The organism is Klebsiella sp. 2680 (assembly GCF_900198535.1).
Lineage (GTDB): Bacteria > Pseudomonadota > Gammaproteobacteria > Enterobacterales > Enterobacteriaceae > Klebsiella > Klebsiella indica.
The window spans coordinates 489193-513741 of record NZ_FZNJ01000001.1 but is presented as its reverse complement, the minus strand read 5'-3'; the positions used below and the strand labels follow the sequence as shown (position 1 = coordinate 513741).

Annotated in this window: 24 protein-coding genes and 1 pseudogene; 12 read left to right on the top strand and 13 right to left on the bottom strand. The window is 53.6% G+C overall.

The window, feature by feature from the left end:
• Positions 1 to 403: 403 nt before the first annotated feature.
• Positions 404 to 1777: an MFS transporter gene (locus FN037_RS02585; RefSeq protein ID WP_138360216.1), complete on the bottom strand. Its 1374-nt coding sequence runs from the start codon at positions 1775 to 1777 to the stop codon at positions 404 to 406.
• Between the two features lie 177 nt (positions 1778 to 1954).
• On the opposite strand from FN037_RS02585, the gene kdgR reads away from it, so the two are divergent.
• On the top strand, positions 1955 to 2746 hold the full coding sequence (kdgR, locus tag FN037_RS02580) for a DNA-binding transcriptional regulator KdgR (protein WP_138360217.1): 792 nt from the start codon (positions 1955 to 1957) through the stop codon (positions 2744 to 2746).
• 46 nt (positions 2747 to 2792) lie between these two features.
• Here the strand turns inward: kdgR and FN037_RS02575 are convergent, their stop codons facing one another.
• Positions 2793 to 3032 (bottom strand): YobH family protein, encoded by a 240-nt coding sequence (locus tag FN037_RS02575; protein ID WP_138360218.1) that lies wholly within the window; start codon positions 3030 to 3032, stop codon positions 2793 to 2795.
• 159 nt (positions 3033 to 3191) lie between these two features.
• Here FN037_RS02575 and mgrB point away from each other — a divergent pair, with 159 nt between their 5' ends.
• The 6 genes and pseudogenes from mgrB (at position 3192) to rlmA (ending at position 7494) form a co-directional block, all read left to right on the top strand.
• Positions 3192 to 3335, top strand: coding sequence for a PhoP/PhoQ regulator MgrB (mgrB, locus tag FN037_RS02570; RefSeq protein WP_138360219.1), 144 nt, complete (start codon positions 3192 to 3194; stop codon positions 3333 to 3335).
• Between the two features lie 74 nt (positions 3336 to 3409).
• Complete coding sequence (locus FN037_RS02565) at positions 3410 to 3700, top strand: YebO family protein (RefSeq protein ID WP_138360220.1); 291 nt, start codon at positions 3410 to 3412, stop codon at positions 3698 to 3700.
• Between the two features lie 634 nt (positions 3701 to 4334).
• A pseudogene (locus tag FN037_RS24495) lies at positions 4335 to 4480 on the top strand (DUF2627 domain-containing protein).
• 12 nt (positions 4481 to 4492) lie between these two features.
• Positions 4493 to 4702 (top strand): transcription antiterminator/RNA stability regulator CspE, encoded by a 210-nt coding sequence (cspE, locus tag FN037_RS02555; protein ID WP_001062678.1) that lies wholly within the window; start codon positions 4493 to 4495, stop codon positions 4700 to 4702.
• A gap of 190 nt (positions 4703 to 4892) precedes the next feature.
• Entirely contained in the window at positions 4893 to 6638 is a 1746-nt protein-coding gene (gene ftsI, locus FN037_RS02550) for a peptidoglycan glycosyltransferase FtsI (RefSeq protein WP_142501481.1), read from the top strand.
• Between the two features lie 61 nt (positions 6639 to 6699).
• Positions 6700 to 7494 (top strand): 23S rRNA (guanine(745)-N(1))-methyltransferase, encoded by a 795-nt coding sequence (rlmA, locus tag FN037_RS02545; RefSeq protein ID WP_142501480.1) that lies wholly within the window; start codon positions 6700 to 6702, stop codon positions 7492 to 7494.
• Between the two features lie 4 nt (positions 7495 to 7498).
• Here the strand turns inward: rlmA and mntP are convergent, their stop codons facing one another.
• From mntP to manX, 5 genes are all read right to left on the bottom strand, one after another.
• Positions 7499 to 8065 carry a manganese efflux pump MntP gene (mntP, locus tag FN037_RS02540; RefSeq protein ID WP_138360223.1) on the bottom strand — a complete coding sequence of 189 codons (567 nt, stop codon included), beginning with the start codon at positions 8063 to 8065 and terminating at the stop codon, positions 7499 to 7501.
• A gap of 421 nt (positions 8066 to 8486) precedes the next feature.
• Entirely contained in the window at positions 8487 to 8945 is a 459-nt protein-coding gene (locus tag FN037_RS02535) for a DUF986 family protein (RefSeq protein ID WP_142501479.1), read from the bottom strand.
• Between the two features lie 52 nt (positions 8946 to 8997).
• Positions 8998 to 9849: a PTS mannose transporter subunit IID gene (locus tag FN037_RS02530; protein ID WP_138360224.1), complete on the bottom strand. Its 852-nt coding sequence runs from the start codon at positions 9847 to 9849 to the stop codon at positions 8998 to 9000.
• 12 nt (positions 9850 to 9861) lie between these two features.
• A complete protein-coding gene (manY, locus tag FN037_RS02525) occupies positions 9862 to 10662 on the bottom strand; it encodes a PTS mannose transporter subunit IIC (protein WP_138360225.1) in 801 nt (266 codons plus the stop codon).
• Between the two features lie 60 nt (positions 10663 to 10722).
• Positions 10723 to 11685, bottom strand: coding sequence for a PTS mannose transporter subunit IIAB (gene manX, locus FN037_RS02520; RefSeq protein ID WP_138360226.1), 963 nt, complete (start codon positions 11683 to 11685; stop codon positions 10723 to 10725).
• Between the two features lie 446 nt (positions 11686 to 12131).
• Between manX and yoaE the strand changes: the two genes are divergently transcribed.
• A complete protein-coding gene (yoaE, locus tag FN037_RS02515) occupies positions 12132 to 13691 on the top strand; it encodes a CNNM family cation transport protein YoaE (protein WP_138360227.1) in 1560 nt (519 codons plus the stop codon).
• A 41-nt stretch (positions 13692 to 13732) separates the two neighbouring features.
• Here the strand turns inward: yoaE and FN037_RS02510 are convergent, their stop codons facing one another.
• From FN037_RS02510 to pabB, 4 genes are all read right to left on the bottom strand, one after another.
• Complete coding sequence (locus FN037_RS02510; RefSeq protein ID WP_142501478.1) at positions 13733 to 15298, bottom strand: EAL domain-containing protein; 1566 nt, start codon at positions 15296 to 15298, stop codon at positions 13733 to 13735.
• A 151-nt stretch (positions 15299 to 15449) separates the two neighbouring features.
• Positions 15450 to 16814 (bottom strand): L-serine ammonia-lyase, encoded by a 1365-nt coding sequence (sdaA, locus tag FN037_RS02505; RefSeq protein ID WP_142501477.1) that lies wholly within the window; start codon positions 16812 to 16814, stop codon positions 15450 to 15452.
• A 162-nt stretch (positions 16815 to 16976) separates the two neighbouring features.
• A complete protein-coding gene (locus tag FN037_RS02500) occupies positions 16977 to 17555 on the bottom strand; it encodes a CoA pyrophosphatase (protein ID WP_142501476.1) in 579 nt (192 codons plus the stop codon).
• 3 nt (positions 17556 to 17558) lie between these two features.
• Entirely contained in the window at positions 17559 to 18914 is a 1356-nt protein-coding gene (gene pabB / locus FN037_RS02495) for an aminodeoxychorismate synthase component 1 (protein ID WP_142501475.1), read from the bottom strand.
• Between the two features lie 91 nt (positions 18915 to 19005).
• Between pabB and FN037_RS02490 the strand changes: the two genes are divergently transcribed.
• Positions 19006 to 19185: a YoaH family protein gene (locus FN037_RS02490; protein ID WP_004103292.1), complete on the top strand. Its 180-nt coding sequence runs from the start codon at positions 19006 to 19008 to the stop codon at positions 19183 to 19185.
• Positions 19186 to 19205: 20 nt separating this feature from the next.
• Here FN037_RS02490 and FN037_RS02485 read toward each other — a convergent pair whose 3' ends face one another.
• Positions 19206 to 20441 (bottom strand): alginate lyase family protein, encoded by a 1236-nt coding sequence (locus FN037_RS02485; RefSeq protein WP_142501474.1) that lies wholly within the window; start codon positions 20439 to 20441, stop codon positions 19206 to 19208.
• 117 nt (positions 20442 to 20558) lie between these two features.
• Entirely contained in the window at positions 20559 to 20903 is a 345-nt protein-coding gene (locus tag FN037_RS02480) for a RidA family protein (RefSeq protein WP_142501473.1), read from the bottom strand.
• A 132-nt stretch (positions 20904 to 21035) separates the two neighbouring features.
• On the opposite strand from FN037_RS02480, the gene FN037_RS02475 reads away from it, so the two are divergent.
• The 3 genes from FN037_RS02475 to FN037_RS02465 all read left to right on the top strand — a co-directional run bounded on the left by FN037_RS02475 (position 21036) and on the right by FN037_RS02465 (position 24461).
• On the top strand, positions 21036 to 22946 hold the full coding sequence (locus FN037_RS02475; RefSeq protein ID WP_142501472.1) for an ATP-dependent DNA helicase: 1911 nt from the start codon (positions 21036 to 21038) through the stop codon (positions 22944 to 22946).
• A 192-nt stretch (positions 22947 to 23138) separates the two neighbouring features.
• A complete protein-coding gene (gene tsaB, locus FN037_RS02470; RefSeq protein WP_138360240.1) occupies positions 23139 to 23834 on the top strand; it encodes a tRNA (adenosine(37)-N6)-threonylcarbamoyltransferase complex dimerization subunit type 1 TsaB in 696 nt (231 codons plus the stop codon).
• Positions 23835 to 23873: 39 nt separating this feature from the next.
• On the top strand, positions 23874 to 24461 hold the full coding sequence (locus tag FN037_RS02465) for a Slp family lipoprotein (protein WP_142501471.1): 588 nt from the start codon (positions 23874 to 23876) through the stop codon (positions 24459 to 24461).
• Positions 24462 to 24549 lie beyond the last annotated feature (88 nt).

Below are 24549 nucleotides of genomic sequence, written 5' to 3'. Positions count from 1 at the left end.
GGGGTTGGGCGCATCAAGGAAACCTGGCGAGAACGCAGGCGCGCATCCAGGACTGGCCGCCAGGACGGCGGCCAGAGGGCGGGTCGAGACAGGGACGTCGAGTCCCGTCCGGTCCGCCAGATGAAGCCGGAGTGGAGCGGACCGCGCAGCGGCAGGTTTTCAGCGCCATGCCGGGGGTGCAGGGGGACGGGCGAAACGTCCCCCTGCCCGTTCACACGCTGTGGATATAACGACTATCCGCGTATTTATCGTGAACGGAACAGACCACGGAATCTGAATGGGTGAAAATGAAAAATGCATCATGCTCGCCATAACCACCGATTGACAGAACCGCTCAGCCAGCCATAAACGCAACTGACAGCCCTTAACTGACCAGCATTACAACCTTCGGGCTATCCCTTTTCTACAGTCCGGTGCGTGGCTGCGTGACGCGAAGTCCGCTGACGGCGGCGGCAACAACCGCAAGTGAACCAGCCAGCACAAGCGCGGTGTGGGTTCCGTCTGTGTCCAGCAGATTAAACAGAAGCGCCACCAGCGCCGCGCCGATGCTTTGCCCAAGCAGACGCGCGGTACCCAGCATGCCGCTTGCGCCACCGCTACGATGCGCGGGCGCTGATGAGACGATGGTGTGATTATTGGGAGATTGAAACAGACCAAAGCCAGCGCCGCAGAGCGCCATTCGCCAGATGATATCCAGATCGGCAGGCGCAGAGGGCAGTAACGCAAGACCGAACAGACCTCCGGACATCACGAGGAGTCCGATCGCGCCCAGCAGACCCGCATGAACTTTTTCAATCAAATATCCCGCCAGCGGCGCCATGACCATGGTAGCCAGTGGCCACGGTGTCAGGAGCAGGCCCGTCTCCACTTCGCTGCGGCCCATCGTTGATTGTAAGAAGAACGGCAGCGAAACCAGTGCCAGCATCTGCGCGCAGAAAGAGCAGATTGAGGTACAAATCGAGAGAGAGAATAGCGGGATCCGCAGCAGATCCACGGGCAACAGAGGAACCGGCATCTGTAGCTGACGGCGGACAAAAAAGACGCCAACGACCAGCATTACAGCGAGTTCCAGCAAAACCCGTTGGGTGGATTGGCCCTGGGCGAATCCGCCGAGAGCGGTGATCAGCAAGCCAAAAGTGAGCGCATTCATGATCGCGCTTGGCAGGTCGAAGCGGGTTATTTTACTTCGCCCGGCATTCGCTGGCAGAAAACGCAGTGCGAGAATCAGCGAAATAATACCCAGAGGTACGTTAATCAGAAACAGCCACTGCCATGAAGCTATTGCGAGAATGGCTGCCGCAATTGTTGGCCCCAGCGCCGAAGAGACCGCCACAACGAAAGAGTTGATCCCCATTCCGCGACCGAGGAAGCGTTGAGGGTAAATCAGACGTATCAGCGCGGTATTGACGCTCATTAACGCAGCACCGCCGAGGCCCTGCGCGACACGCGCCAGCGTAAGCATCTCCAGACTACGTGAGAGCGCGCAGGTCAGTGAGGTAAAAGTGAAAACCACCAGTCCGATTTTATAGATACGCCGGTAGCCGACCATATCGCCGAGGAACGACAGCGGCAGTAACGCGATTACAATGGCGATTTGATAGGCGTTAACTATCCAGATTGAGGACGCTGGCGAGGCATTCAAATCGCTGGCGATTGTCGGAAGTGCAACGTTGGCGATTGCGCCATCCAGCACCGCCATGGTTAAACCTAATATGATGGTCAGAATGGCGCCGTAACGCTGTGGTAAAGGCAGGCCATCTGGGATGTTATTATTCATGCGAAATGTATGTCTTTATAGAAACTATTTACTGGATAATGATTTTAGCATTGATTATTCAGCGGTATGTCGCAGATTTGTAACGAAGACGCAGAAGAACGATTGCGGGTATCGGGATGCGAATTTATAATAAAAACTGGTTCTGATTTTTATAAAACAGTTGCGATGAGGTGATAAATGGCAGTTGCGGATTTGGATAAACAGCCAGATTCTGTCTCTTCGGTATTGAAGGTTTTTGGCATTTTGCAGGCGCTTGGTGAAGAGCGTGAAATCGGCATTACTGAACTGTCCCAGCGCGTTATGATGTCAAAAAGCACCGTTTATCGCTTTTTGCAGACCATGAAATCGTTGGGTTATGTGGCGCAGGAAGGTGAATCGGAGAAATATTCTCTGACCCTGAAGCTCTTTGAACTGGGGGCGCGGGCATTGCAGAATGTCGATCTGGTGCGCAGCGCAGACATTCAGATGCGTGAGCTTTCTCGTCTGACGAAAGAGACTATCCATCTGGGCGCGCTTGATGAAGACAGTATTGTCTATATCCATAAAATCGACTCAATGTACAATTTGCGCATGTACTCGCGTATTGGTCGTCGTAATCCGTTGTACAGCACGGCAATCGGTAAAGTGCTGCTGGCATGGCGCGACCGCGCGGAAGTCGAGCAGATTCTGCAGGGCGTAGAGTACAAGCGCAGCACGGAGCGAACCATCGCCAGCACCGACGCGTTACTGGCGGTTCTGGATAAAGTTCGTGAACAGGGGTATGGCGAAGATAACGAAGAGCAGGAAGAAGGGTTGCGCTGCATCGGCGTACCGGTCTTCGACCGTTTCGGCGTGGTCATCGCCGGGCTGAGTATCTCTTTCCCGACGCTGCGTTTTTCTGAAGAACGCCTGAACGAGTATGTGGCGATGCTGCATACGGCGGCGCGTAAGATTTCTGAACAGATGGGCTACAACGATTATCCGTTCTGACCTCGTCTCGCTTGTCATTCGGGCTACGCTGTAGCCCGGATCATGACTAACCGTTGTCAACAACTATGGCGCTTTTTCGCAGAATAGGGCAATCGGTAATGCCGATAATACCGCTGCTGGAATGAACATATTGTGCGGTACTGATGCCGCGGGCGGTAAGATATTTGCACTGTAACCCTAATCCGCCGACATTTTTACTGCTACCCATTAAAACACCATAACCGCTTAATAACACGGCAATCCACAGGATAGCCAGTACCATAATGGTACGAATGAACAATCGCATTATTGCCTCAAGATTTATATTATCCCGGCGTTTATTCTCTCATGAACACGCGCTGAAACAAGTCCATGATTCCTAAACGTGCCTTTCGTCTTACAGTTAGCCGCGGTTTAAGAAGGTCATGTTATCCTGGCGACATCTGATACTGACGCGGAGAGTGGAGTGAAAAAATTACGGTGGGTTTTGCTGATAGTCATCATAGCGGGCTGTCTGCTGCTATGGACTCAGATGCTTAACGTAATGTGCGATCAGGATGTGCAATTCTTCAACGGCATCTGCACTATCAACAAGTTTATCCCCTGGTAAGACAATTTTAATCTGACTGATTTTCTTCTGCCATGTGAGTGGTAGAATGTACGCCTTCTCTTTGAGGTGGTGAAATGAGTGAATTACTAAATTCTGGCGTCGTAAGTCTGGCATCGATGGTACTTTCCATTGTGCTGTTACTCGTCGGCCTGTTGTTATGGTTTTTTGTTAATCGCGCCAGTTCGCGCGCCAATGAGCAAATTGAGCTGCTGCAAGCGTTGCTGGATCAGCAAAAACGGCAGACCGCGTTGCTTCGCCGTCTCTGCGAGGCCAATGAACCGGAGAAAGAGAGCGTGGCTGAATCTTCCTCCGCAGAGACGCGCAAAGGTGACGACGACCTTATCCGCCTGGTCGCTGAGAGGTAGTTTTGCTGAGCAGGCGTGCATCAGCGTGGTGTGTGCCTGCATATCACCCCTTCCTATAACTTATTCTTATCTGTTCTCTTTATCCCTCTTGCCGTGCGGTAAAGGGGCGGCCATTCTCTTTTCATCCTTATGTTTCAGCACGTTGCTTCGGCAAAAAAATAAAAGGAATAACCAGACTCATCTTGTGCCTGATAGTAAAACCTTGTCATCAATACTTCATTATTAACATTTAATATCGCAACACTATTTCAGTGCTTTTAGTTAGCGTATTTCATTATTACGGATGACCAGGGTGTTTCGCAAATTTCCAGCTATAGATATGAGCAATTTGGTGCATCGTTATGCAGTTGTCCGGTTGTTTTTTAAGCCTGATCGTGGGTGTCCTCGGCAGGATGATCGGAGTGAAGTTGTTGAGCTATAGTAAAAAAGTTAACGATACAGGCCCTGTTTTCTGACGGATGGCAGGGCGGCGTGAAGTCGATGGAGAGGCGAGCTAAGGCGCATAAATGTGCAGGCGATCAAATGATTACCTTATATTATGTGCGAGCGATCGTGAGCCGTCTAAAAATGGCTTGCCATTATTTACGTAGTATGTGATAACACATTTCGGGTCAAACGAGGTACAGTTCTGTTTATGTGTGGCATTTTCAGTAAAGAAGTCCTGAGTAAACACGTTGTCGTTGAATACCGCTTCTCTGCCGAACCTTAATATTAGTGCCTCATGCAGTGATGTGTCAGTTTTATCTATGTAAGTGCCTAAGGGCGAAGAAAACAGTCTAAGGAATTTTGCAAATGGCAAAGATTAAAGGTCAAGTTAAGTGGTTCAACGAGTCTAAAGGTTTTGGTTTCATTACTCCGGCTGATGGCAGCAAAGATGTGTTCGTACACTTCTCCGCTATCCAGGGTAACGGTTTCAAAACGCTGGCTGAAGGCCAGAACGTTGAGTTCGAAATTCAGGACGGCCAGAAAGGTCCAGCTGCAGTTAACGTAACTGCTATCTGATTAAGACCAATGAATCTTGTGAGAAAGCCTTGCGTTTGCGAGGCTTTTTAGTTTTTATTGCAAAACATTTCATTTTCGCCTCCTCCGTTGCGCTTTGTTGCAAAACAACACCTTTATTAGCACTGTTTAGCAGTCTGTTTTGTATATTTTCTGTTAAATCAGGTGGTTGCAAAATAATGCTGGAGCTAAGGTGCAAAAGAACAAAAATAAATCAGCCGCCAATTTTACCCCTCTTCGGTTTGGGTTGTTGTGCGTTGCTATTCTCGCATGTCTTGGGCTGCTGCTCGCCCGGGTCGGCTGGCTGCAGATTGTCTCCCCTGACAATCTGGTGAAACAAGAAGATATGCGTTCTTTGCGTGAAGAGCCCATTGATGTGCCACGTGGAATGATCAGTGACCGCGAGGGGCGGCCACTGGCGGTCAGCGTTCCGGTGAGCGCTATCTGGATCGATCCGCAAACGACCCTTGAAAAAGGAGGAGTAGGGTATAGCCCGCGCTGGCAGGCGATGGCTGAAGCTTTACATCTTAACCTTAGTGAACTGGCCCGTCGCATCGCCGCGCATCCTCATGCGCGCTTTCTCTATCTGGCGCGCCAGATAAATCCTGAACAGGCGGAATGGATTGATAAACTTCACCTACCGGGGATCAACCTGCGCGATGAATCGCGTCGTTTCTACCCGGCGGGCCATGTCGCCGCTAACCTGCTGGGCTTTACCAATATTGATAATCAGGGAATTGAAGGGGTTGAGAAGAGTTTTAATGCCCAGTTAACCGGTCAGCCTGGGCGTCGGCTGGTACGTAAGGATCGCCACGGCAACGTTATCGAAAATATTACGGAAGTGCCTGCTGTTCCTGCCCACAATTTGCAGTTAAGTATTGATGAGCGTCTGCAAACGGTAACCGAAGATGCCCTGGATAATGCCGTACGCTGGAACAAAGCGGAATCCGGCGCGGCGGTATTGATTAAAATCGATACCGGCGAGATCCTGTCGATGGCCAGCTACCCGGATTTCAATCCCAATAATCGCGATGACGCGAAACTGGATGATTTCCGCAATCGTGCCATCAGCGACACGTTTGAGCCCGGCTCAACGGTGAAACCGCTGGTGGTGATGACCGCTCTGCAGCAGGGGATCGTTCAACCGGATAGCGTCGTGGATACCCACCCCTTTGTTATTGATGGTCACCGTATTCGTGACGTAGGTTACTATCCTGAACTGAGCCTCACCGGTATTCTGCAAAAATCCAGCGATACCGGCGTTTCGCATTTATCTCTGGCTATGCCGGTACAGCATCTTATTGATACATATAAGGCATTTGGCTTCGGTGAATCGACCGGATTAGGGCTGACCGGCGAAAGTGCGGGGCTGATGCCTAATCGCCGCTATTGGGGGCAACTGGACCGGGCAACCTTCGCCTTTGGGTATGGTCTGATGGTGACACCTCTACAGTTGGCACATGTTTACGCCACGATCGGCAGTTTCGGTATCAAGCGGCCGCTATCGATTACCCGCATCGACCCGCCGGTAATGGGGACCAGGGTGATGCCTGAGAAAATCGTACACGAGGTCGAACACATGATGGAAAGTGTCGCTTTACCGGGCGGTGGTGGCGTCAAAGCCGCGGTACGCGACTACCGGGTTGCGGTAAAAACCGGAACCGCAAAAAAAATCGGCCCGGATGGGAAATATATCGATAAGTATATTGCCTACACTGCGGGCGTTGCTCCTGCCAGTAACCCGAAATTTGCGCTGGTGGTGGTGATGAATAACCCAAGCAATGGATCGTATTACGGCGGGGCGGTTTCGGCGCCGGTATTCAGCCAGATTATGGGCGATGTTCTGCGTCTGGAAAACGTCATCCCGGACGGGATGCCGCAGGGCTCAGAGAACCTCATCGTGATGCATAATGATAAGGTGCAGTCGCCTGCGTTGTAACGGTGGTCTGTGGGGAAGAATAGCGCTACACTTTCGCCCTTTCTGCAACACCGGAGTTGTTATGTCTTACAGTTGCCCGCTTTGCCACGCGGCGCTTACTCGCCGCGATAATAGCTATATCTGCCCGCAGCGGCATCAGTTTGATCTGGCGAAGGAGGGATACGTTAATTTACTGCCGGTGCAGTTTAAGCGCTCCCGCGATCCGGGCGACAGCGCTGAGATGATGCAGGCCCGGCGAGCCTTTCTTGATGCCGGGCATTATCAGCCGCTGCGCGAGGCTATCTGCGCATATTTGCAGACGTTCGCGCCGACAGATTTACTGGATATCGGCTGCGGTGAAGGGTACTACACACACGCTTTTGCGGCTATCGCCAGTCATTGCTGGGGGCTGGATGTATCAAAACCTGCGGTCCGCGCGGCGGCAAAGCGTTATCCGCAGGCTAATTTTTGCGTTGCCTCCAGCCAGCGTCTGCCATTTGAGAATGAAAGCCTTGATGCGATTGTGCGAATTTATGCGCCCTGTAATGCCCAGGAGCTGGCGCGTGTGGTCAGGCCTGGAGGCTGGGTGATTACCGCCACGCCAGGGCCTCGCCATTTGCTTGAGCTGAAAGGCGTGATATACGACGATGTGCGCTTGCATGAGCAGAATTCTGAAGCGATGCCAGGGTTCACGTTACGTCATCAGCAGCGGCTGGCCTATCCGATGCAGCTGAGCGGCCATGAGGCGGAAGCGTTACTACAGATGACGCCGTTCGCGTGGCGGGCGAAGCCAGAGGTTCGTGAAATGCTGCGCCAGCAGCTATCATTTGACTGCCAGACCGATTTTGCTATTCACTGCTGGCAGCGCGACGTCTGAGTCATCAGCCGATGAAATGTCCCCAAAGTATTTGAACGCCAATACCAATCAGTACGATACCGCCGAGTATTTCAGCCCGTTTGCCGAGCAGCGGGCCGATAAAACGTCCTACCATAATACCGAGTGTTGACATTATCAGCGTGGCGCAGCCGATGGCCAGTGCGGTAGCGATAATGTTGACTTGCAGAAACGCCAGACCTACGCCGACGGCCATTGCGTCCAGACTGGTAGCGAAGGCGGTGGTGACCAGCAGCCAGAAACTATGGCGGCGGGGAACGTCACACTCCGGGATATCGCTGCTGCGGAATCCTTCGATAAGCATGCGTCCGCCAAGAAACACCAGCAATACAAAGGCAATCCAGTGATTCCATTCCAGAATGAACTGGCTGGCGATCATTCCCAGTCCCCAGCCAACCAGAGGGGTAAGCGTTTCGATAGCGCCAAAGATAAGTCCCGTACGCAGGGCTTCGGAAAATTTAGGTTTATGGAGGGTCGCACCTTTACCGATAGAAGCCGCGAAGGCGTCCATCGACATGCCGAAGGCAAGAAGAATTGTAGCGGATACATTCATAAGAGCGTCCTGACCGGGGATAATCCATATGACACATCGCCGCCCCCAGTAAATATATGTCGCGTTTCCTGATGATGAAACGCCACATACAGCAGTGATGCGTCTATGGTCTCGCCTGGTTGAATATCTTCTTCAACCCGCACGTGCCACGTTTTGCAACGAGTATGTTGACACGTACATTTCCTGACGGGCAGGAAACTGGCTACTCCCCAACGACGGGCGCAACCTTAACATAATTTTAGAATATAAAACAATAACAGAAGCAGGTTATTTTGCTAACCAAATGATAACGATTTTCATTTCTTTTTTAAAGTGAATAATTCGTTAATGAATATCGTTAAAGAAACTGAATGAAATATAGCAGTGGCTATATTTCATTCGTTAAAAAAGGCAAAAAACATAGCGATGGCTATATTTTAACTTATTGAATTGAAATAAGAAGCTTGTATATCATTTCCAGATCGTCGATATTTCGTACACGAATAAGCAAGCGCCGTTGCTCTAATTGCATGACCAGTACACCATCTTCCGATAAATTCATCGCTTTAATTCGCTTATATTCAATCCAGATATTGGCGAAGAAAAAACCCTCTTTTTTGAAGATGATTTTGGGTATGCGGATCGCGAAAAGATATACCCCCATTAATGCCAGGGCAGATAATAGCCAGGAGGTGATAAGCGCTCCCTGGTTGGCAATATTGTTATAAATCAGTATGGCGATGAGGCCGACAAAAATAATGCCATCAACGCGATTGCGACGGAGCAGGGGGATAGTCAGCAGAACCGGGCCATGACGATGCGGCGTAATGAACTGGTCGTAAACCGCAAAGACGAGCAAGGCGAGAATAAACAGGATTAGCACCCAATCCGTGATTGTCATCGATCCTCCAAATAAAAAACCGGGGGCAAGCCCCCGGCGCACAACACGATGATTACTGACCCAGCAGGCCGATAGCGTAACCCACGATACCAATGACGAAGAAGCCAACGATGATCCACAGGGCGTTCACTTTCTTCCTCAACAGCCACATACAGGCGAAAGTCAACAGCAGCGGCACCAGTCCGGGCATCAACTGGTCAAGGATAGTCTGCACAGTGGTCACGCGCGTCTGACCATCTTGTCCGGTGATGGTGGACACCACCAGTGGAATATTCACGTGTGTCCACTTGTTAACCAGCGCCCCCATAACAAACAGGCCGAGAATGGACGCGCCTTCGGTCAGTTTTTGCAGGAAGCCGCCGCCCATGTCTTTAACGATATTGATACCTTTACGGTAACCATAGGCTACGCCGTAGTAACGCGTCAGCAGACGCACTGCGTTAAACAGGATGAAGAACAGCAGAGGGCCGAGCAGGCTGCCGCTCATCGCGATACCTGCGCCGAGCGCGGCGAATACCGGGCGGACGGTCCCCCAGAAGATAGGGTCGCCGACGCCGGCCAGCGGCCCCATCAGACCGACTTTGATACCGTTGATGGCGGCATCATCGATTTCCGCGCCGTTGGCACGCTGTTCTTCCATGGCCAGCGTGACGCCAAGAACCGGCGCCGCAACGTATGGGTGGGTATTGAAGAACTCAAGGTGACGTTTAATCGCCTGTTTACGCGCATCGTTGTTCTCCGGGTAGAGTCGACGAATCGCCGGCACCATAGAGAAGCAGAAGCCCAGGGCCTGCATACGTTCGAAGTTCCATGAACCCTGAAACAGGTTAGAACGAATGAACACGCCACGAATATCACTATGAGTGAGTTTTTTCTCGCTGGTAGTTTTAGTCATATCAACCATTTCGCTCACCTGTTAGTCCAGTTCGTTATCGAGATCGTTAGTACCAGCCGCCTGCGCTGGCGCACCCGCGACGCGGTTATATTTCGGGCTCAGCTGGATGTAGAGGATAGCCATCACCGTACCGATCACACCCAGAGCAACGAGGTTGAAATTGGTGAAGGCAGCGGTAACAAAGCCCAGATAGAAGAACGGCATCAGGTAGCCCGCACGCATCATATTGATGACCATCGCGTAACCAACTACCACGATCATGCCACCCGCAATGTTCAGCCCCCCGGTAACCACTTCCGGAATCGCGTTCAACATGCCCTGTACTTCGCTGGTACCGACGGATATCGCCACAATAACGGCGGGAATGGCGATACGCATGGCCTGCAGGAACAGGGATGACACGTGAATCCAGGAAATCGCCGTCAGGTTGCCGTTTTCTGCGGCTTTATCCGCAGCGTGCTGGAAGGCAACGGTGATGGTACGAACGATAATTGTCAGAACCTGGCCTGCCGCGGCCAGCGGGATAGCCAGCGCGATACCGGCGCCAATGCTTTGATGGCCAGCGATAACCAGCACGGTAGAGATGATGGAGGCGAGGGCAGCATCCGGCGCAACGGCGGCACCGATATTCATCCAGCCCAGGGCGATCATTTCCAGGGTACCCCCGATAATGATACCGGTTTTCATATCTCCGAGAACGGCGCCAATCAGCGTACAGGCCACCAGAGGACGGTGAAACTGAAATTCATCAAGTACCGACTCCATACCCGCAATACACGCGACGATGAACACCAGCACAATCTGAAGAAAGGTAATCTCCATTGTACTTCTCCTGTTGATTAAGTGTTAAGTTGAAAATTGGGCTGTTGTCCGCAAGATGGCTTATTTCACCTTGCTGATCAGATCCATCATTTTCAGTTTCTGGTCGGTGGAAACTTTGCGGGCTTCCAGTTCGATACCGCGCGCATTCAGCTTTTTGAATGCTTCAATATCTTTCTCATCGACCGAAATGGCGTTGTTCACCTGCGTTTTGCCCTGACGGAAAGCCATACCGCCAATATTAACGCTGGTGATTTTCACGCCGCCTTCAACAACGCGCTCAACATCCGTTGGGTTGGTAAATAGCAGCATAATGCGCTCGCCTGCGTATTTCGGGTTGTTATAGACGCGAATCATCTTCGCAACGTCTACAACGTGGGCGGTCACGCCCGGAGGTGCAACTTGAGTCAGCAACGTCTTACGCACGGTGTCCGCCGCAACTTCATCGCTGACGACGATAATGCGGGTCACATTCGTTTCTTTGGTCCAGCGCGTGGCGACCTGACCGTGAATTAAACGGTCATCGATACGCGCAAGCCCAATCACCATATAGTCGTCCGGACCCATTGGTTTCACCGGTGCGGCCGCTTTTGGCGCTGCGGCCTGCGCCGGCGCGGCCTTCTCTGCCGGCTTGGCCTTCAGCGCTTTTACACCTTCGCGACCGGTTTCCACCGCCAGGGCGACCAGTTCATCAAACGACGGGTTATCGTCACGCGCCATCAGCGTTTCTACCAGCATCGGGATGTTGACACCCGCGATGACCTCATAATGTTCTTTATCGACGACAATGCGGCTGGCGGCGTTAAACGGGCTGCCTCCCCATGTATCGACGAGAAATAACACGCCTTCTGCCGTATTCAGCGTTGCCAGTTGAGCGTTGTACTTTTCGATTAACGTTTCTGCGTTCTCCCCGGGAACGAAATCGATCCAGCCAACGTTTTCCTGTTCGCCCAGCAGCATTTCTGCTGTTTTCAACAGCTGTTCTGCAGCCCAACCATGTGTGCCTATTACAATAGCAATCGTCACTTGCTACCTCCTTTATAATCGTGAATGCATCATCTGTAGTGATACATCCTGAATCACTCTTGCGGACAAAATCGATTCAGTAAGGGTGTGAGATATAAAGTAATTACTACAGCGAATTATTTTAGATAGTGAAAAAATAAATAATGTGATGAAGCTCCGTTAATTATGCATCTACCGACAATTATTTTTTGGCGCAAAAAAATGGCCTGACTATTGCAAATTCAGGTAAATTTTTGCCAATCAGCCACGTTGTTTTGCTATGTTTATCTTTCGTTTAACTACTCAGGAGTATAGGGCATAGCCCGCTATATGGACCGTCACCGACGCCTTTTCACCTTCAGGCACCTGGCTGCCTCTTCCACCTGCTACGTTTCTTTACCAGCAACAACTATCCCGTCTGAATATGAAACAGGGATGACTACGCCTGTCTTTAACTGGAGTTGCTCATGGAATTCTTAATGGATCCCTCTATCTGGGCCGGCTTACTGACGCTGGTCGTCCTCGAAATCGTGTTAGGTATCGACAACCTGGTATTTATCGCCATCCTTGCTGACAAGCTGCCGCCTAAGCAGCGTGATAAAGCGCGCCTGATTGGCCTTACGCTGGCGTTGTTTATGCGCCTGGGTCTGCTGTCCGTCATTTCATGGATGGTGACGCTGACCAAACCGCTGTTCAGCGTTGCCGATTTCTCGTTTTCCGGGCGCGATCTGATCATGTTGCTCGGCGGGATATTCTTGTTGTTTAAGGCTACCACCGAACTGCATGAACGGCTGGAAAACCGCCAGCATGATGGGGGGCATGGTAAAGGGTATGCCAGTTTTTGGGTGGTTGTATTGCAAATTGTCGTCCTCGATGCTGTGTTCTCGCTCGATGCGGTGATCACTGCCGTCGGGATGGTAAACCATCTACCGGTAATGATGGCGGCGGTGGTCATTGCAATGGCGATGATGCTGTTGGCGTCGAAGCCGTTGACGAATTTTGTCAATCAGCATCCGACGGTGGTCGTGCTTTGTCTGAGTTTCCTGCTGATGATTGGCCTGAGCCTGGTGGCGGAAGGTTTTGGTTTCCACATACCAAAAGGGTATCTGTACGCCGCGATTGGTTTCTCGATAACCATTGAGTTCTTTAATCAGATCGCGCGGCGTAACTTTATCCGCCATCAGTCAACGTTGCCATTGCGCGCCCGTACTGCAGACGCGATCCTGCGTCTGATGGGCGGGCGTAAACAGCATGCCGCGGTACACGATAGCGATAGTGCCGCCGTGGTGCCGGTACCGGAAGGGGCATTTGCTGAAGAAGAGCGCTATATGATTAATGGCGTGTTGACGCTGGCGCAGCGTTCGTTGCGCAGCATTATGACGCCCCGTGGTGAAATTAGCTGGGTGAACGCCGAGCAAAGCGAAGACGAAATTCGTCGCCAGTTGCTCTCGTCACCACACAGCCTGTTCCCGGTGTGCCGTGGCGAACTGGATGAAATCATTGGTATTGTGCGGGCGAAAGAGATGCTGGTGGCGCTGGAAGCCGGTGAAAACGTTGCCGCTCTGGCTTCGGCCTCTCCGGCGATTGTGGTTCCGGAAACGCTTGACCCGATCAATCTATTGGGGGTTCTGCGCCGTGCCCGCGGTAGCTTTGTGATCGTGACCAATGAATTTGGCGTTGTGCAGGGGCTGGTGACGCCGCTGGACGTGCTGGAGGCGATTGCCGGCGAGTTTCCGGATGCTGACGAAACGCCAGAAATTATCCTTGATGGTGACGGCTGGCTGGTGAAAGGGTCAACTGATCTGCATGCGCTACAACAGGCTCTTGGCGTAGATGATTTGGTCGATGAGGACGAAGATATCGCGACGGTTGCCGGCCTGGTGATTGCCGTTAATGGGCATATTCCTCGTCCCGGCGATGAGCTTGAACTGCCGCCTTTACAGTTCACGATTGTGGAGGCTAATGACTATCGGGTCGATCTGGTGCGTGTTGTCAAAGTGCATCAGTACAGCGACGAAGAAGAGTAACCTTCATCTGTCGGTCTCATCGTGAGGCCGACAGATGCGCTCTACGACGATATGTTGCGACGTTTTGCGCTCGCCAGCCATTGTGGAAATTCATCTATCGGCATCGGGCGGGCGTAATAAAATCCCTGCAGTAAATTGACACCATTATCCCGCAGATACGCTTCCTGCTCGCGGGTCTCTACGCCTTCCGCAACCGTCACGATATTGAGTCGATGGGCCAGGGCGATGATCATGTCGGTTACCGTCGCGTTGACGCTATCAATACCAATCGCGCTAGTGAATGATTTATCAATTTTCAACACATCAGGGCGCAGCTTTTCCAGCCATGAGAGGGAACTGTTCCCGGTACCGAAGTCATCAACAGCCAGGAGCGCGCCCGCATTGTGCAGGTGCTCGGCCATGTGCTGATCGCCTTCCTGCAGCATGTCACGTTCGGTGAGCTCCACCACCAGTTGCTGCGGTGGATGGATGCTAAACCAGTAATGCTGTAAATCGCGCAGCAGCTCACCGTTGGCGAAATGGCGGGCGGCGACGTTAATGCCGATGTGAAAATGTTTGTCCTGAGGGAAAAGGGCCAGATTGCTCGCCGTGTGGGCGATGACATAACGCGTAAGCGGAACAATCAGGTTATGGGCTTCAGCGATCGGAATAAATACATCCGGTGAGATAGCGCCTTTGCGCGGATTATTCCATCTCAGCAGTATTTCAACGCCACAGCACTGACGGGTACGCAGGTCCTGCAGGGGTTGGCACCAGAGCGCAAACTCTTGCGCAGTAATACCGAGATTAATTTCACGAGAAAAGCTCATTCTTCCCGCGGTAGCCAGCCAGGCAATACCGGTCATTAGCAGGCTGATGATCAGCGCCAGGGGGAGCTCGCCGGGCAGTTCATGAAGGGCAACCGCCGAGGCGCCGGGACCGCTGACATTAATCGTAAAAGGAAATGCTGTTGATCGTTGACGGTAGATGATGCGCTCTCCCGATAATGCATCCTGATTAATTAGCCCTGTGCCGCTAATTAAGCTTTTTTCACCGACTTTAAGGCCAATACCGCTGATCAGCGGCGATTTCACGTTGAAAATTAACTTACCCAATAGCTCAATATTGATCACCAGCATTACGCCATCGGTACCGTTGCGCGAGTCGGGATACCACTGGATAAGAACCGGAGAACCTTTAAGCAGCGAGGCGTCGTTACTGAAGGTGAGTAAAGGGTGCGCGGTTGGCAACGCTGGCTGTAGTTGATTTATCGGGATATGACGTTGGCCGAAAATACTTGAACAGTAGAGTATTTTCGACTGGACCAGCGCGATGGATCGCACCGTTTGCAGCGTAGCTGCCAGTTTGCGTAGCGTCAGTTTCGCATCCTGACAGGGCGTGTTTATCAATTGCAGTAGCGTCGTGTGCTGTGCCTCAAGAGGGCGTAAAATGTTGTCCATCGCCACTACCATTTTGTCGGTGGCGGTCTGGACTTCTTGCTGATTTAAGCTACGCTGCGAAATAAATCGTATCACTAACGTTGTTGTCAGTGAGAATAGCGCGACCAGTAAGCAAACCAGGATGCGTCTTCTGCGATATGCTGTTATAAACTTTTGTGCAGTCTGCATGCATGACGCCCTGTCGACGAAAAATATTGATCAGAGTAACAGTCGTTATAGAGCAAGTGTAGCCGGGCGCAGGTAATATAGAGAGGAAAAAGAAGAATATAGAGGGGAAAAAAGAAGAATGCGCCGGCTGGCGCACTCGATGGCGCAATGATTAATCGCACTGAACTTTAATCGCCAGGCCGCCGCGCGACGTTTCCCGATATTTGGCGTTCATATCTTTACCGGTCTCATACATGGTCTCAATAACTTTATCGAGTGAGACGCGGGGTTCGCTGGTCCGGCGCATTGCCATTCGGCTGGCATTGATCGCTTTAACGGAGGCAATCGCGTTGCGTTCGATGCAGGGTACCTGAACCTGTCCGGCTACCGGGTCACAGGTCAGACCAAGATTGTGCTCCATACCAATTTCCGCCGCGATGCAAACCTGCTCCGGACTGGCGCCAAGAATCTCTGCCAGGCCCGCCGCCGCCATTGAACAGGCAACGCCGACCTCGCCCTGGCAACCGACCTCCGCGCCGGAAATGGAGGCGTTCATCTTGTACAGCGCGCCAATTGCGCCCGCGGCCAGAAAGTAGCGAATATAGATATCCGGGCTTACGGACTCGATAAAGTGATCATAGTAGGCCAGCACCGCCGGAACGATACCGCAGGCGCCGTTGGTTGGTGCTGTCACCACCCTTCCGCCAGCGGCGTTCTCTTCATTGACCGCCAGTGCGAACATATTTACCCAATCCACCACGTTCATTGGATCGCTGGAGAGTTTATCGCTGGCCACCAGCATCCGGCGCAGCGCCGAAGCACGGCGCGGGACCCGTAGTGGGCCAGGCAGGACGCCTTCGGTATTCATCCCGCGATCGATACAGGCGCGCATGGTCTGCCAGATATGCGCAAAATAGTCTTCAATCTCTTTTTTGCTGTGCAGCGCCAGCTCGTTTTGCATCACCATGCCGGAGAGCGACATCCCGGTCTCTTTACAGAAGCCCAGCATCTCCTGCGCGGATTTAAACGGATATGGAACGGCGAGCTCATTAACGTTCTCTTTGCCGAAATGTTCCTCATCAACGATAAAACCACCGCCGATGGAATAATAGGTTTTACTGTAGATTTCCCGGTCGCCAGCCCAGGCGTGGATGGTCATGCCGTTTTCATGTAGCGGCAGGTTGTCGCTACGAAAGCGCATGCCGTCATCATGGGGAAAGTCGACTTCATGCTGCCCTTGCGCCAGCAGCAGGCGACCGCGCGCTTCAACGTCGCGGATAAATGCCGGAATCGCGTCAATATCGACCGTATCGGGCTGATTGCCCGCCAGTCCCATGATAATGGCGACATCCGTATGGTGGCCTTTGCCGGTTAATGACAGTGAGCCGTAGACATCAACCGCCACGCGCGTCACCGCATTAAGCAATCCTTTTTCGACCAGGTCATCGACGAACTGTTTCCCGGCTTTCATCGGGCCTACAGTATGGGAAGATGAGGGACCGATCCCCACCTTGAACATGTCGAATAGACTAATCACGCTAACACTCCTGACAGGGTTACCGCAGGTACGGTAACGATGTAATAATTGCGCATAGTGTAAGAGGGAACCGTGCTATCAGCTGAAGTATTCACATGAATTAAACTAATGGATAACTGCGGATTTACTAATACTGACCGCCCCGTTTGCATTTAAGTATAGCTAAGGTCGGGAACCTATCTGTAGCGCCAGCTCGCGAATGATACCGGCGGTCATTCCCCAGACAAAATAGTGCTGATACCACGATAACCAGACACGATGGGCATTGCCGCGACGATAGATATCCAGCGGATGGTAGCGGCCCAGACGCAGCGCCTCCGCAAGCGGCATTTCGAAAACCGCCGCCACTTCATCCTGGCTGGCGTGGTAGTGCAGATTGGATGGAATAATACCTACCACCGGTGTGACCTGAAAACCCGTCACGCTATCGACCGGCGGCAGAACGCCGATAACGTCAACCGACTCTGGCGGGATCGCCACCTCTTCCTGCGCCTCGCGCAGCGCGGCGGCAATCAGCGTAGCATCGCTGTTATCCACCGCGCCGCCGGGGAAGGCCACCTGACCGGCATGTTTACGCAACCATGGTGAACGCTGGGTCAGCAGTAACCCCGGCTGTGGACGACGGACAATCGGCACCAGCACCGCCGCCTGACGCGGATTGAGCGCGTGACGCGAAGGATGCGGCCGCAGAAGCTGGAAACGGGAAAGAAAGTCGTCAAGTCCGAGGGCGCTGTCCGCCATGTTCTAGCTCTCCAGTTGATGCAGGATACGGTTAACTTTATCAAACGTTTCCTGATATTCTGCCGCTTCTTCGCTATCGGCGACAATACCGCCGCCTGCGGAGCAGTGGATCTGTCCGTGGCAGGCCGTCAGCGTACGGATGGTAATACTGGTATCCATATTGCCGCAGAAGCTGAGGTATCCGATGCTCCCGCACCAGGCGTTACGCCGTTGCGGCTCCAGCTCATCAATGATCGCCATCGCTCTGACCTTCGGTGCGCCGGTTATGGAACCGCCGGGAAAGGCCGCGCGTAGTAAATCAGCGGCGTGTAGATGGGAAGGGAGTCTGGCAGTAATGGTGCTGACCAGATGATGTATGGCCGGGAATGGCTCAACCACAAACAGCTCAGGGACGTGAACGCTGCCGGGTACGGCAACCCGGCCAATATCGTTACGCATTAAATCGACGATCATCAAATTTTCCGCGCGGTCTTTTGGCGAATTCGCCAGCTTTCGCGCCTGTTGGTCGTCCTGCTCAGGGTCGCTAAGTCTTGGCAGGGTGCCCTTAATTGGCCGGGTCTGTATTTCACCTTGTTGCAGTTGTATAAAACGCTCTGGCGACAGGCTTAATATGGCGCCTTCATGCAGACGGATAAAGGCGCTGAAGGGGGCGCGATTGGCGTGGTTAAGCTGACAGAAAGCCTGCCACTCATCTCCGCGATAGTGTGCGGTAAACCGCTGCGCCAGGTTAACCTGATAGCAGTCGCCGCTGTGCAGATAAGCCTGAATCTGGCGAAACTTTTCGCCGTATTCTTCGCGGCTCATATTTGAGCACCATTCAGATGTCAGTTCAAAAGGTGCGGCGGTGACGGCGGTTTGAGCTTCCAGCCACGCCAGACGGGTTTGCGGGTCGTCATAACTGAACAGCGAGACTTCCTGGCGCTGATGATCGACAATCAGCGCCCAGTCATAGATCCCGACCGCCATATCGGGCAGGGAGATATCCGCCTCCGCTTGAGACGGCAGGGTTTCAAAGCGGCGGCCAAGATCGTAGCCGAACAGCCCCAGCGCGCCGCCGAGAAACGGCAGATGCGGGTGAGCCGACGGTTGCAGGTGATAATGCGTCAGTTGCTGATTCAGCAATGCCAGCGGATCGGCCATTGACGTCGAGACGGCTTCCCCCTCGACCATCGCGGTAGTTTGGCCGTGAGTAACCAGCGTTGCGCGCGGTTGGGCGACGATAATGTCGAACCGGCTATGCGCATGTTCGGCAAAACCGGAGTGCAGCAGCATTGCCCAGGGCTGCGAACTTAATGGGGCAAAATAGTGTTCAGCGGCATCCGGACGCCAGGGCAGGGAGATAATCGCGGGGGACAACATCGTCTTCTTCTTATCCTGATCGTTACCGCCCGCTGGTATCCAGCAGGACGGCGTGAAATAATTACGCCCCACAATGTAGCAGGAGTGCGTGATGTTTGCAGGTTTACCTTCGCTGAGCCATGAGCAACAGCAGAAAGCAGTCGAACGAATTCAGGAGTTGATGTCGCAGGGGATGAGCAGCGGCCAGGCTATCGCTTTAGTGGCAGACGAACTGCGCGCCTCGCATACCGGCGATCGGATTGTGGCGCGCTTTGAGGATGAAGACGAGTAAGTTAATTGTGTAGCGCTCCGCTAATGCTCCTCGAACGCTGATACTGGCGACAGCGGGGCGATGAGCGTGGTGATATCGTCGGGGTATTTTGCCCGTAACCACTGCGCTTTTTCGCGAAATAGCGGATCGTCAGGCCAGACGTGCGCGGCGGTAGCGATATTGCGCAGCGCTTTTTTATCATCCATTTTATCGAGATCTTTCCAGGGCCACGGTGTGTCGCTGTTAATAAACCCGGCGACGTACTGATAGCCTTTACGCAGGCTATGATCGTCACGGGTGACGTTCCAGATATTGATGCCCACTCTCTCACCCAGATGCCCCAGGCGATTGTAGGCCTCAAGGTTGAAATTACTGTAGTGCCACGAGCGAGTGCGCTCCAGTTCGGCCATCTGGCGGCCTTCCGCGTCAAACTGTCCGGTAATCCGCTGTAACCGGGTAAGCTCAAGGCGCTTTTTGGCTTCGTCCGTTTTCCCGCAGAACAGCGCAAAGGCGACCGCCTGCATGTCGAACCAGGTGCCGTGGTTGTTATGCCTGTTCCCCTCTTCAATGCCATTCTGGCTGGTGGTCATCCAGTAGTAAAACTTAGCAAACCACTGCTTCAACGCGGTCACATCCTTCTCGTTGAGCGCGTCGGACGATTGCAGCACGGCGATAGCGTCAACCACCTCGACCAGGGCGCGGCTATCAATAATACCGATGCCGCGTCCGGTATTAATACCGGGAATGGCCTGCGCGTATTGCAGGTTGGGGGTCATACGCGTCTTTGGCGCGAGAAACCAGGTCTTCAGTTGCTCAACCGCCTTTTGCGCGTAACGATTGTCCCGGGAGAAGTACCATGCCAGCGCCAGCGTTGACACATCGTTGCTCATCTTCACCAGCCGGTTTTTGTCGGTGGCGTTGTTACTGGCGTCCGGATTGATTTGCCCATCTTTGCGGATATACGGCAGACCGTCTTTGGTGTCAGGGTTCGGCCACCAGTATGGCGGGAAGCTGTAATAGTCGTGCTTATTGCCGCTGGCGGCGACCAGCGTTTTGTCCATCACTGAGAACAGTGGGTGCCTGAGCGCCAGATCGGCTTTTTTCAGCAGCGCCGCTTGCGCCTGGATAAATAGCGGATCGTTGGCGGCGATCCGCTGACGGCTAAAGGCCAAATCCTTTTCATCAAGCGTATACGGTTCTGCGGCATACAGTATGGCGCTAAGGCTGGAACAGCACAGCGCAACACATAATAAACCTCGGCGAAGTATCGAGTTCATCGTGATAACCCTGCTGCAAATATGCGACAACATAACAAAGTAACAGAAGGGTGTCTGTTGTGTATTTACATAATACCGGGCGCGGCGTTTGCCCCGCCCCTGATAGCTCCGGAACGCTTACACCGCCGCGATAATCTTAATCTCGACTTTATAACGCGGGTTCATCAGCTTCGCCTGTACTGTACAGCGAACTGGCGCATGCCCTGCGACGACCCAGGCATCCCAGGCCTGGTTCATGGCCGCAAAATCGTCGCCGTCGGCGAGAAAAATGGTGGCATCAAGAATACGCGACTTGTCGCTGCCCTGTTTTTCCAGCACCGCGTCAATCTGCACCAGTGTGTCGGCGGTTTGCGCGCAGGCGTCGGCGTCAAGGTTTGATGGTACGCCGGTGTAGTACAGCGTCTGGTTGTGAATAACAACATCAGACCAGCGGGCTTCGGCATCGATACGCGTAATAGTCATGTTCATTTCCTCGTTGTTCCGGTTCATTAAGCTGCGGCAAGACTGCCACAATGTTTCTCCTGCGTCACTACCCGTGCTGGCGAAAACCACGCCACCCTGACATAATCACTGTCCAAATAACCAGGGGGTAATGTGATCGACGATTTTGCAGCAGACGGCCAGTTGGCCAGCGCGATTGCGGGATTTAAACCACGCGAACCGCAGCGCCAGATGGCTTTCGCCGTCGCCAGCGCGATTGAAGAAACCCGCCCGCTGGTGGTTGAGGCGGGCACCGGGACCGGCAAAACCTACGCTTATCTGGCGCCTGCGCTACGGGCCAACAAGAAAGTCATTATCTCCACCGGCTCGAAAGCATTGCAGGATCAGCTCTACAGCCGGGATTTGCCCACCGTCGCCAACGCGCTGAAGTTCACCGGCAAACTGGCCTTGCTGAAAGGGCGTTCCAACTACCTCTGCCTTGAGCGTCTTGAGCAACAGGCGCTTGCCGGAGGGGATCTGCCGGTACAAACCCTCAGCGATGTGATTCTGCTGCGCTCGTGGTCGAATCAAACCGTGGATGGCGATATCAGCACCTGCGTGAGCGTTGCCGAAGACTCGCTGGCCTGGCCGCTGGTGACCAGCACCAACGATAATTGCCTCGGTAGCGACTGCCCGCTATATAAAGAGTGCTTTGTGGTGAAAGCGCGTAAAAAGGCGATGGATGCCGACGTGGTGGTCGTTAACCACCATCTGTTTCTTGCCGATATGGTGGTGAAAGAGAGCGGCTTTGCCGAGCTTATTCCGGAGGCGGAAGTGATGATCTTCGATGAAGCGCATCAGTTGCCGGATATCGCCAGCCAGTACTTTGGCCAGTCGCTCTCCAGCCGCCAGTTGCTGGATCTGGCGAAAGATATCACTATTGCTTATCGCACCGAGTTAAAAGATACCCGGCAGTTGCAGAAATGCGCTGACCGTCTTGCCCAGAGCACGCAGGATTTTCGCCTGCAGCTCGGGGAGCCAGGCTATCGCGGCAATTTGCGCGATCTGCTGGCGGATAACAATATTCAGCGCGCGTTGCTGCTCCTCGATGATGCGCTGGAGCTGTGCTACGACGTGGCAAAGCTGTCGCTGGGGCGCTCAGCGTTGCTGGATGCCGCTTTCGAACGGGCAACGATTTACCGTGGCCGCCTCAAACGGCTGAAAGAGACCAACCAGCCGGGTTTTAGCTACTGGTATGAATGCACTTCCCGTCACTTCACCCTGGCGCTGACCCCGCTCACGGTGGCGGATAAATTTAAAGACGTTATGACGCAAAAGTCCGGGAGCTGGATCTTTACCTCGGCGACGCTGTCGGTAAACGACGATTTGCACCATTTCACCGATCGTCTGGGGATTAGCGAAGCGCAAACGCTGCTGCTGCCCAGCCCCTTTGACTATGCCCATCAGGCGCTGCTCTGCGTGCCGCGTAATTTACCTTTGCCGAACAAGCCCGGCGCAGCGCGGCATCTGGCGGCAATGCTTAAACCGCTGATTGAAGCCAATGACGGGCGCTGTTTTATGCTGTGTACCTCGCACGCCATGATGCGCGATCTGGCGGAACACTTCCGCGCGACCATGACCCTGCCGGTGCTGTTACAAGGGGAAACCAGTAAGGGCCAGCTTTTGCAGCAGTTCGTGAGCGCCGGGAATGCGTTGCTGGTGGCGACCAGCAGCTTCTGGGAAGGGGTGGACGTGCGCGGCGATACCCTCTCGCTGGTGATTATCGACAAACTGCCGTTCACCTCGCCGGACGATCCGCTCCTCAAAGCGCGCATGGAAGATTGTCGTCTGCGCGGCGGCGATCCTTTCGATGAGGTCCAGCTACCGGATGCGGTGATTACGCTAAAACAGGGGGTGGGGCGCCTGATCCGCGACATTGACGATCGCGGGGTGCTGGTGATCTGCGATAACCGTCTGGTGATGCGCCCCTATGGCGCGGTGTTTCTCGCCAGCTTACCGCCCGCGCCGCGGACTCGCGATATCCGCCGGGCGATACGTTTTCTTGCGCTGCCGCCAGCGAGGTAATCTGGCGCAATATGTGGTAAGCTGCGCGCCATTTTGTGAATCTGCTATACCCAATGCATTTCGAGTGGCTTTGCGGCGGCAAGGGTGTGGTTCCCCGGAACATAGATAACGATGTGACGGGGATGAATGCACATAGCCCTGGCAAAATGTTGCTGGAAATACGAAGGGTATATAACGAGAGCGTGACGATCCATGCGAATTCTGGCTATCGATACCGCCACGGAAGCTTGCTCCGCGGCGCTGTGGAATGATGGCACCCTTAGTGCTCATTTTGAAATCTGTCCCCGTGAACATACGCAACGAATCCTGCCGCTGGTGCAGGATCTCCTCACTGAAAGCGGCATCCTACTGACCGGGCTTAATGCGCTGGCCTTTGGCCGCGGGCCGGGCAGTTTTACCGGCGTGCGTATCGGTATCGGTATCGCGCAGGGGCTGGCGCTGGGCGCTGAGTTGCCGATGATTGGCGTCTCTTCGCTGGCGACTATGGCCCAGGGGGCATGGCGCAAAACCGGCGCAACGCGCGTTCTGGCGGCGATTGACGCCAGAATGGGGGAAGTCTACTGGGCAGAATATCAGCGCGACGCGCAGGGCGTCTGGCACGGCGAAGCGAGTGAGTCGGTGCTCAAGCCTGAAGCGGTGAGCGAGCGGCTACAGCGGCTGGAAGGTGAGTGGGCGACAGTCGGAACTGGCTGGCAGGCGTGGCCGGAGATGGCTAAGGGCTCCGGTTTGACGCTGGTTGACGGGGAGATTCAGCTTCCTGAAGCTCAGGATATGCTGCCGCTGGCTTGTTACCTGTTTACGGCGGGTAAAACCGTGGCGGTTGAACACGCGGAACCAGTTTATTTGCGTAATGAAGTGGCCTGGAAGAAACTTCCAGGCCGCGAATGAATCTCAGTAACACCAGGCCTGAGAAGAAGGAGTTGCATCATGGCGGATCAAAAAACCGCAGTGCGTTGGTTAGTGGCGGCAGCGGTTGTCGCCGCGCTGAGTGGGTGCGCTTCGGTACCGGATGCCATTAAAGGCACCAGCCCGACGCCACAGCAGGATTTAATTCGGGTGATGAACGCGCCGCAGCTGTATGTTGGCCAGGAAGCGCGTTTTGGCGGTAAAGTTGTCAGCGTGCAGAATCAGCAGGGTAAAACCCGTTTAGAGATCGCGACTGTCAAGCTGGACAACGCTGCGCGTCCGGAACTGGGGGAACCTTCGCGCGGGCGCATTTTTGCCGATGTGAACGGGTTTCTCGATCCGGTAGATTTTCGTGGTCAACTGGTGACCGTCGTTGGCCCGATCACCGGTGTCGTGAATGGTAAAGTGGGCAGTACGCCATATAAATTCATGCTGATGAATGCGACCGGCTATAAGCGCTGGAACGTCGTGCAGCAGGTGGTGATGCCGCCGCAGCCATTTGACCCGTGGCTGTTCGGCCCACGACCCTGGGGTTACGGATACGGTGGTTGGGGCTGGGGCTGGTATAATCCGGGCCCGGCAGAAGTGAGAAACATTGTAACTGAATGATTTTGTAGTTTTTATAAGTTAAAAGAAACAGCGGCTGGTCCGCTGTTTCTTCGTTTTCAGTCAAATAAGAAAAATAAATAGTGACGCG

Bases quoted from the DNA above. Each gene is read 5' to 3' on its own strand.
- FN037_RS02585 (WP_138360216.1), bottom strand. From the start codon at position 1,777: ATGAATAATAACATCCCAGATGGCCTGCCTTTACCACAGCGTTACGGC.
- kdgR (WP_138360217.1), top strand. From the start codon at position 1,955: ATGGCAGTTGCGGATTTGGATAAACAGCCAGATTCTGTCTCTTCGGTA.
- FN037_RS02575 (WP_138360218.1), bottom strand. From the start codon at position 3,032: ATGCGATTGTTCATTCGTACCATTATGGTACTGGCTATCCTGTGGATT.
- FN037_RS02565 (WP_138360220.1), top strand. From the start codon at position 3,410: ATGAGTGAATTACTAAATTCTGGCGTCGTAAGTCTGGCATCGATGGTA.
- cspE (WP_001062678.1), top strand. From the start codon at position 4,493: ATGGCAAAGATTAAAGGTCAAGTTAAGTGGTTCAACGAGTCTAAAGGT.
- rlmA (WP_142501480.1), top strand. From the start codon at position 6,700: ATGTCTTACAGTTGCCCGCTTTGCCACGCGGCGCTTACTCGCCGCGAT.
- mntP (WP_138360223.1), bottom strand. From the start codon at position 8,065: ATGAATGTATCCGCTACAATTCTTCTTGCCTTCGGCATGTCGATGGAC.
- FN037_RS02535 (WP_142501479.1), bottom strand. From the start codon at position 8,945: ATGACAATCACGGATTGGGTGCTAATCCTGTTTATTCTCGCCTTGCTC.
- FN037_RS02530 (WP_138360224.1), bottom strand. From the start codon at position 9,849: ATGGTTGATATGACTAAAACTACCAGCGAGAAAAAACTCACTCATAGT.
- manY (WP_138360225.1), bottom strand. From the start codon at position 10,662: ATGGAGATTACCTTTCTTCAGATTGTGCTGGTGTTCATCGTCGCGTGT.
- yoaE (WP_138360227.1), top strand. From the start codon at position 12,132: ATGGAATTCTTAATGGATCCCTCTATCTGGGCCGGCTTACTGACGCTG.
- FN037_RS02510 (WP_142501478.1), bottom strand. From the start codon at position 15,298: ATGCAGACTGCACAAAAGTTTATAACAGCATATCGCAGAAGACGCATC.
- FN037_RS02500 (WP_142501476.1), bottom strand. From the start codon at position 17,555: ATGGCGGACAGCGCCCTCGGACTTGACGACTTTCTTTCCCGTTTCCAG.
- pabB (WP_142501475.1), bottom strand. From the start codon at position 18,914: ATGTTGTCCCCCGCGATTATCTCCCTGCCCTGGCGTCCGGATGCCGCT.
- FN037_RS02490 (WP_004103292.1), top strand. From the start codon at position 19,006: ATGTTTGCAGGTTTACCTTCGCTGAGCCATGAGCAACAGCAGAAAGCA.
- FN037_RS02485 (WP_142501474.1), bottom strand. From the start codon at position 20,441: ATGAACTCGATACTTCGCCGAGGTTTATTATGTGTTGCGCTGTGCTGT.
- FN037_RS02480 (WP_142501473.1), bottom strand. From the start codon at position 20,903: ATGACTATTACGCGTATCGATGCCGAAGCCCGCTGGTCTGATGTTGTT.
- tsaB (WP_138360240.1), top strand. From the start codon at position 23,139: ATGCGAATTCTGGCTATCGATACCGCCACGGAAGCTTGCTCCGCGGCG.
- FN037_RS02465 (WP_142501471.1), top strand. From the start codon at position 23,874: ATGGCGGATCAAAAAACCGCAGTGCGTTGGTTAGTGGCGGCAGCGGTT.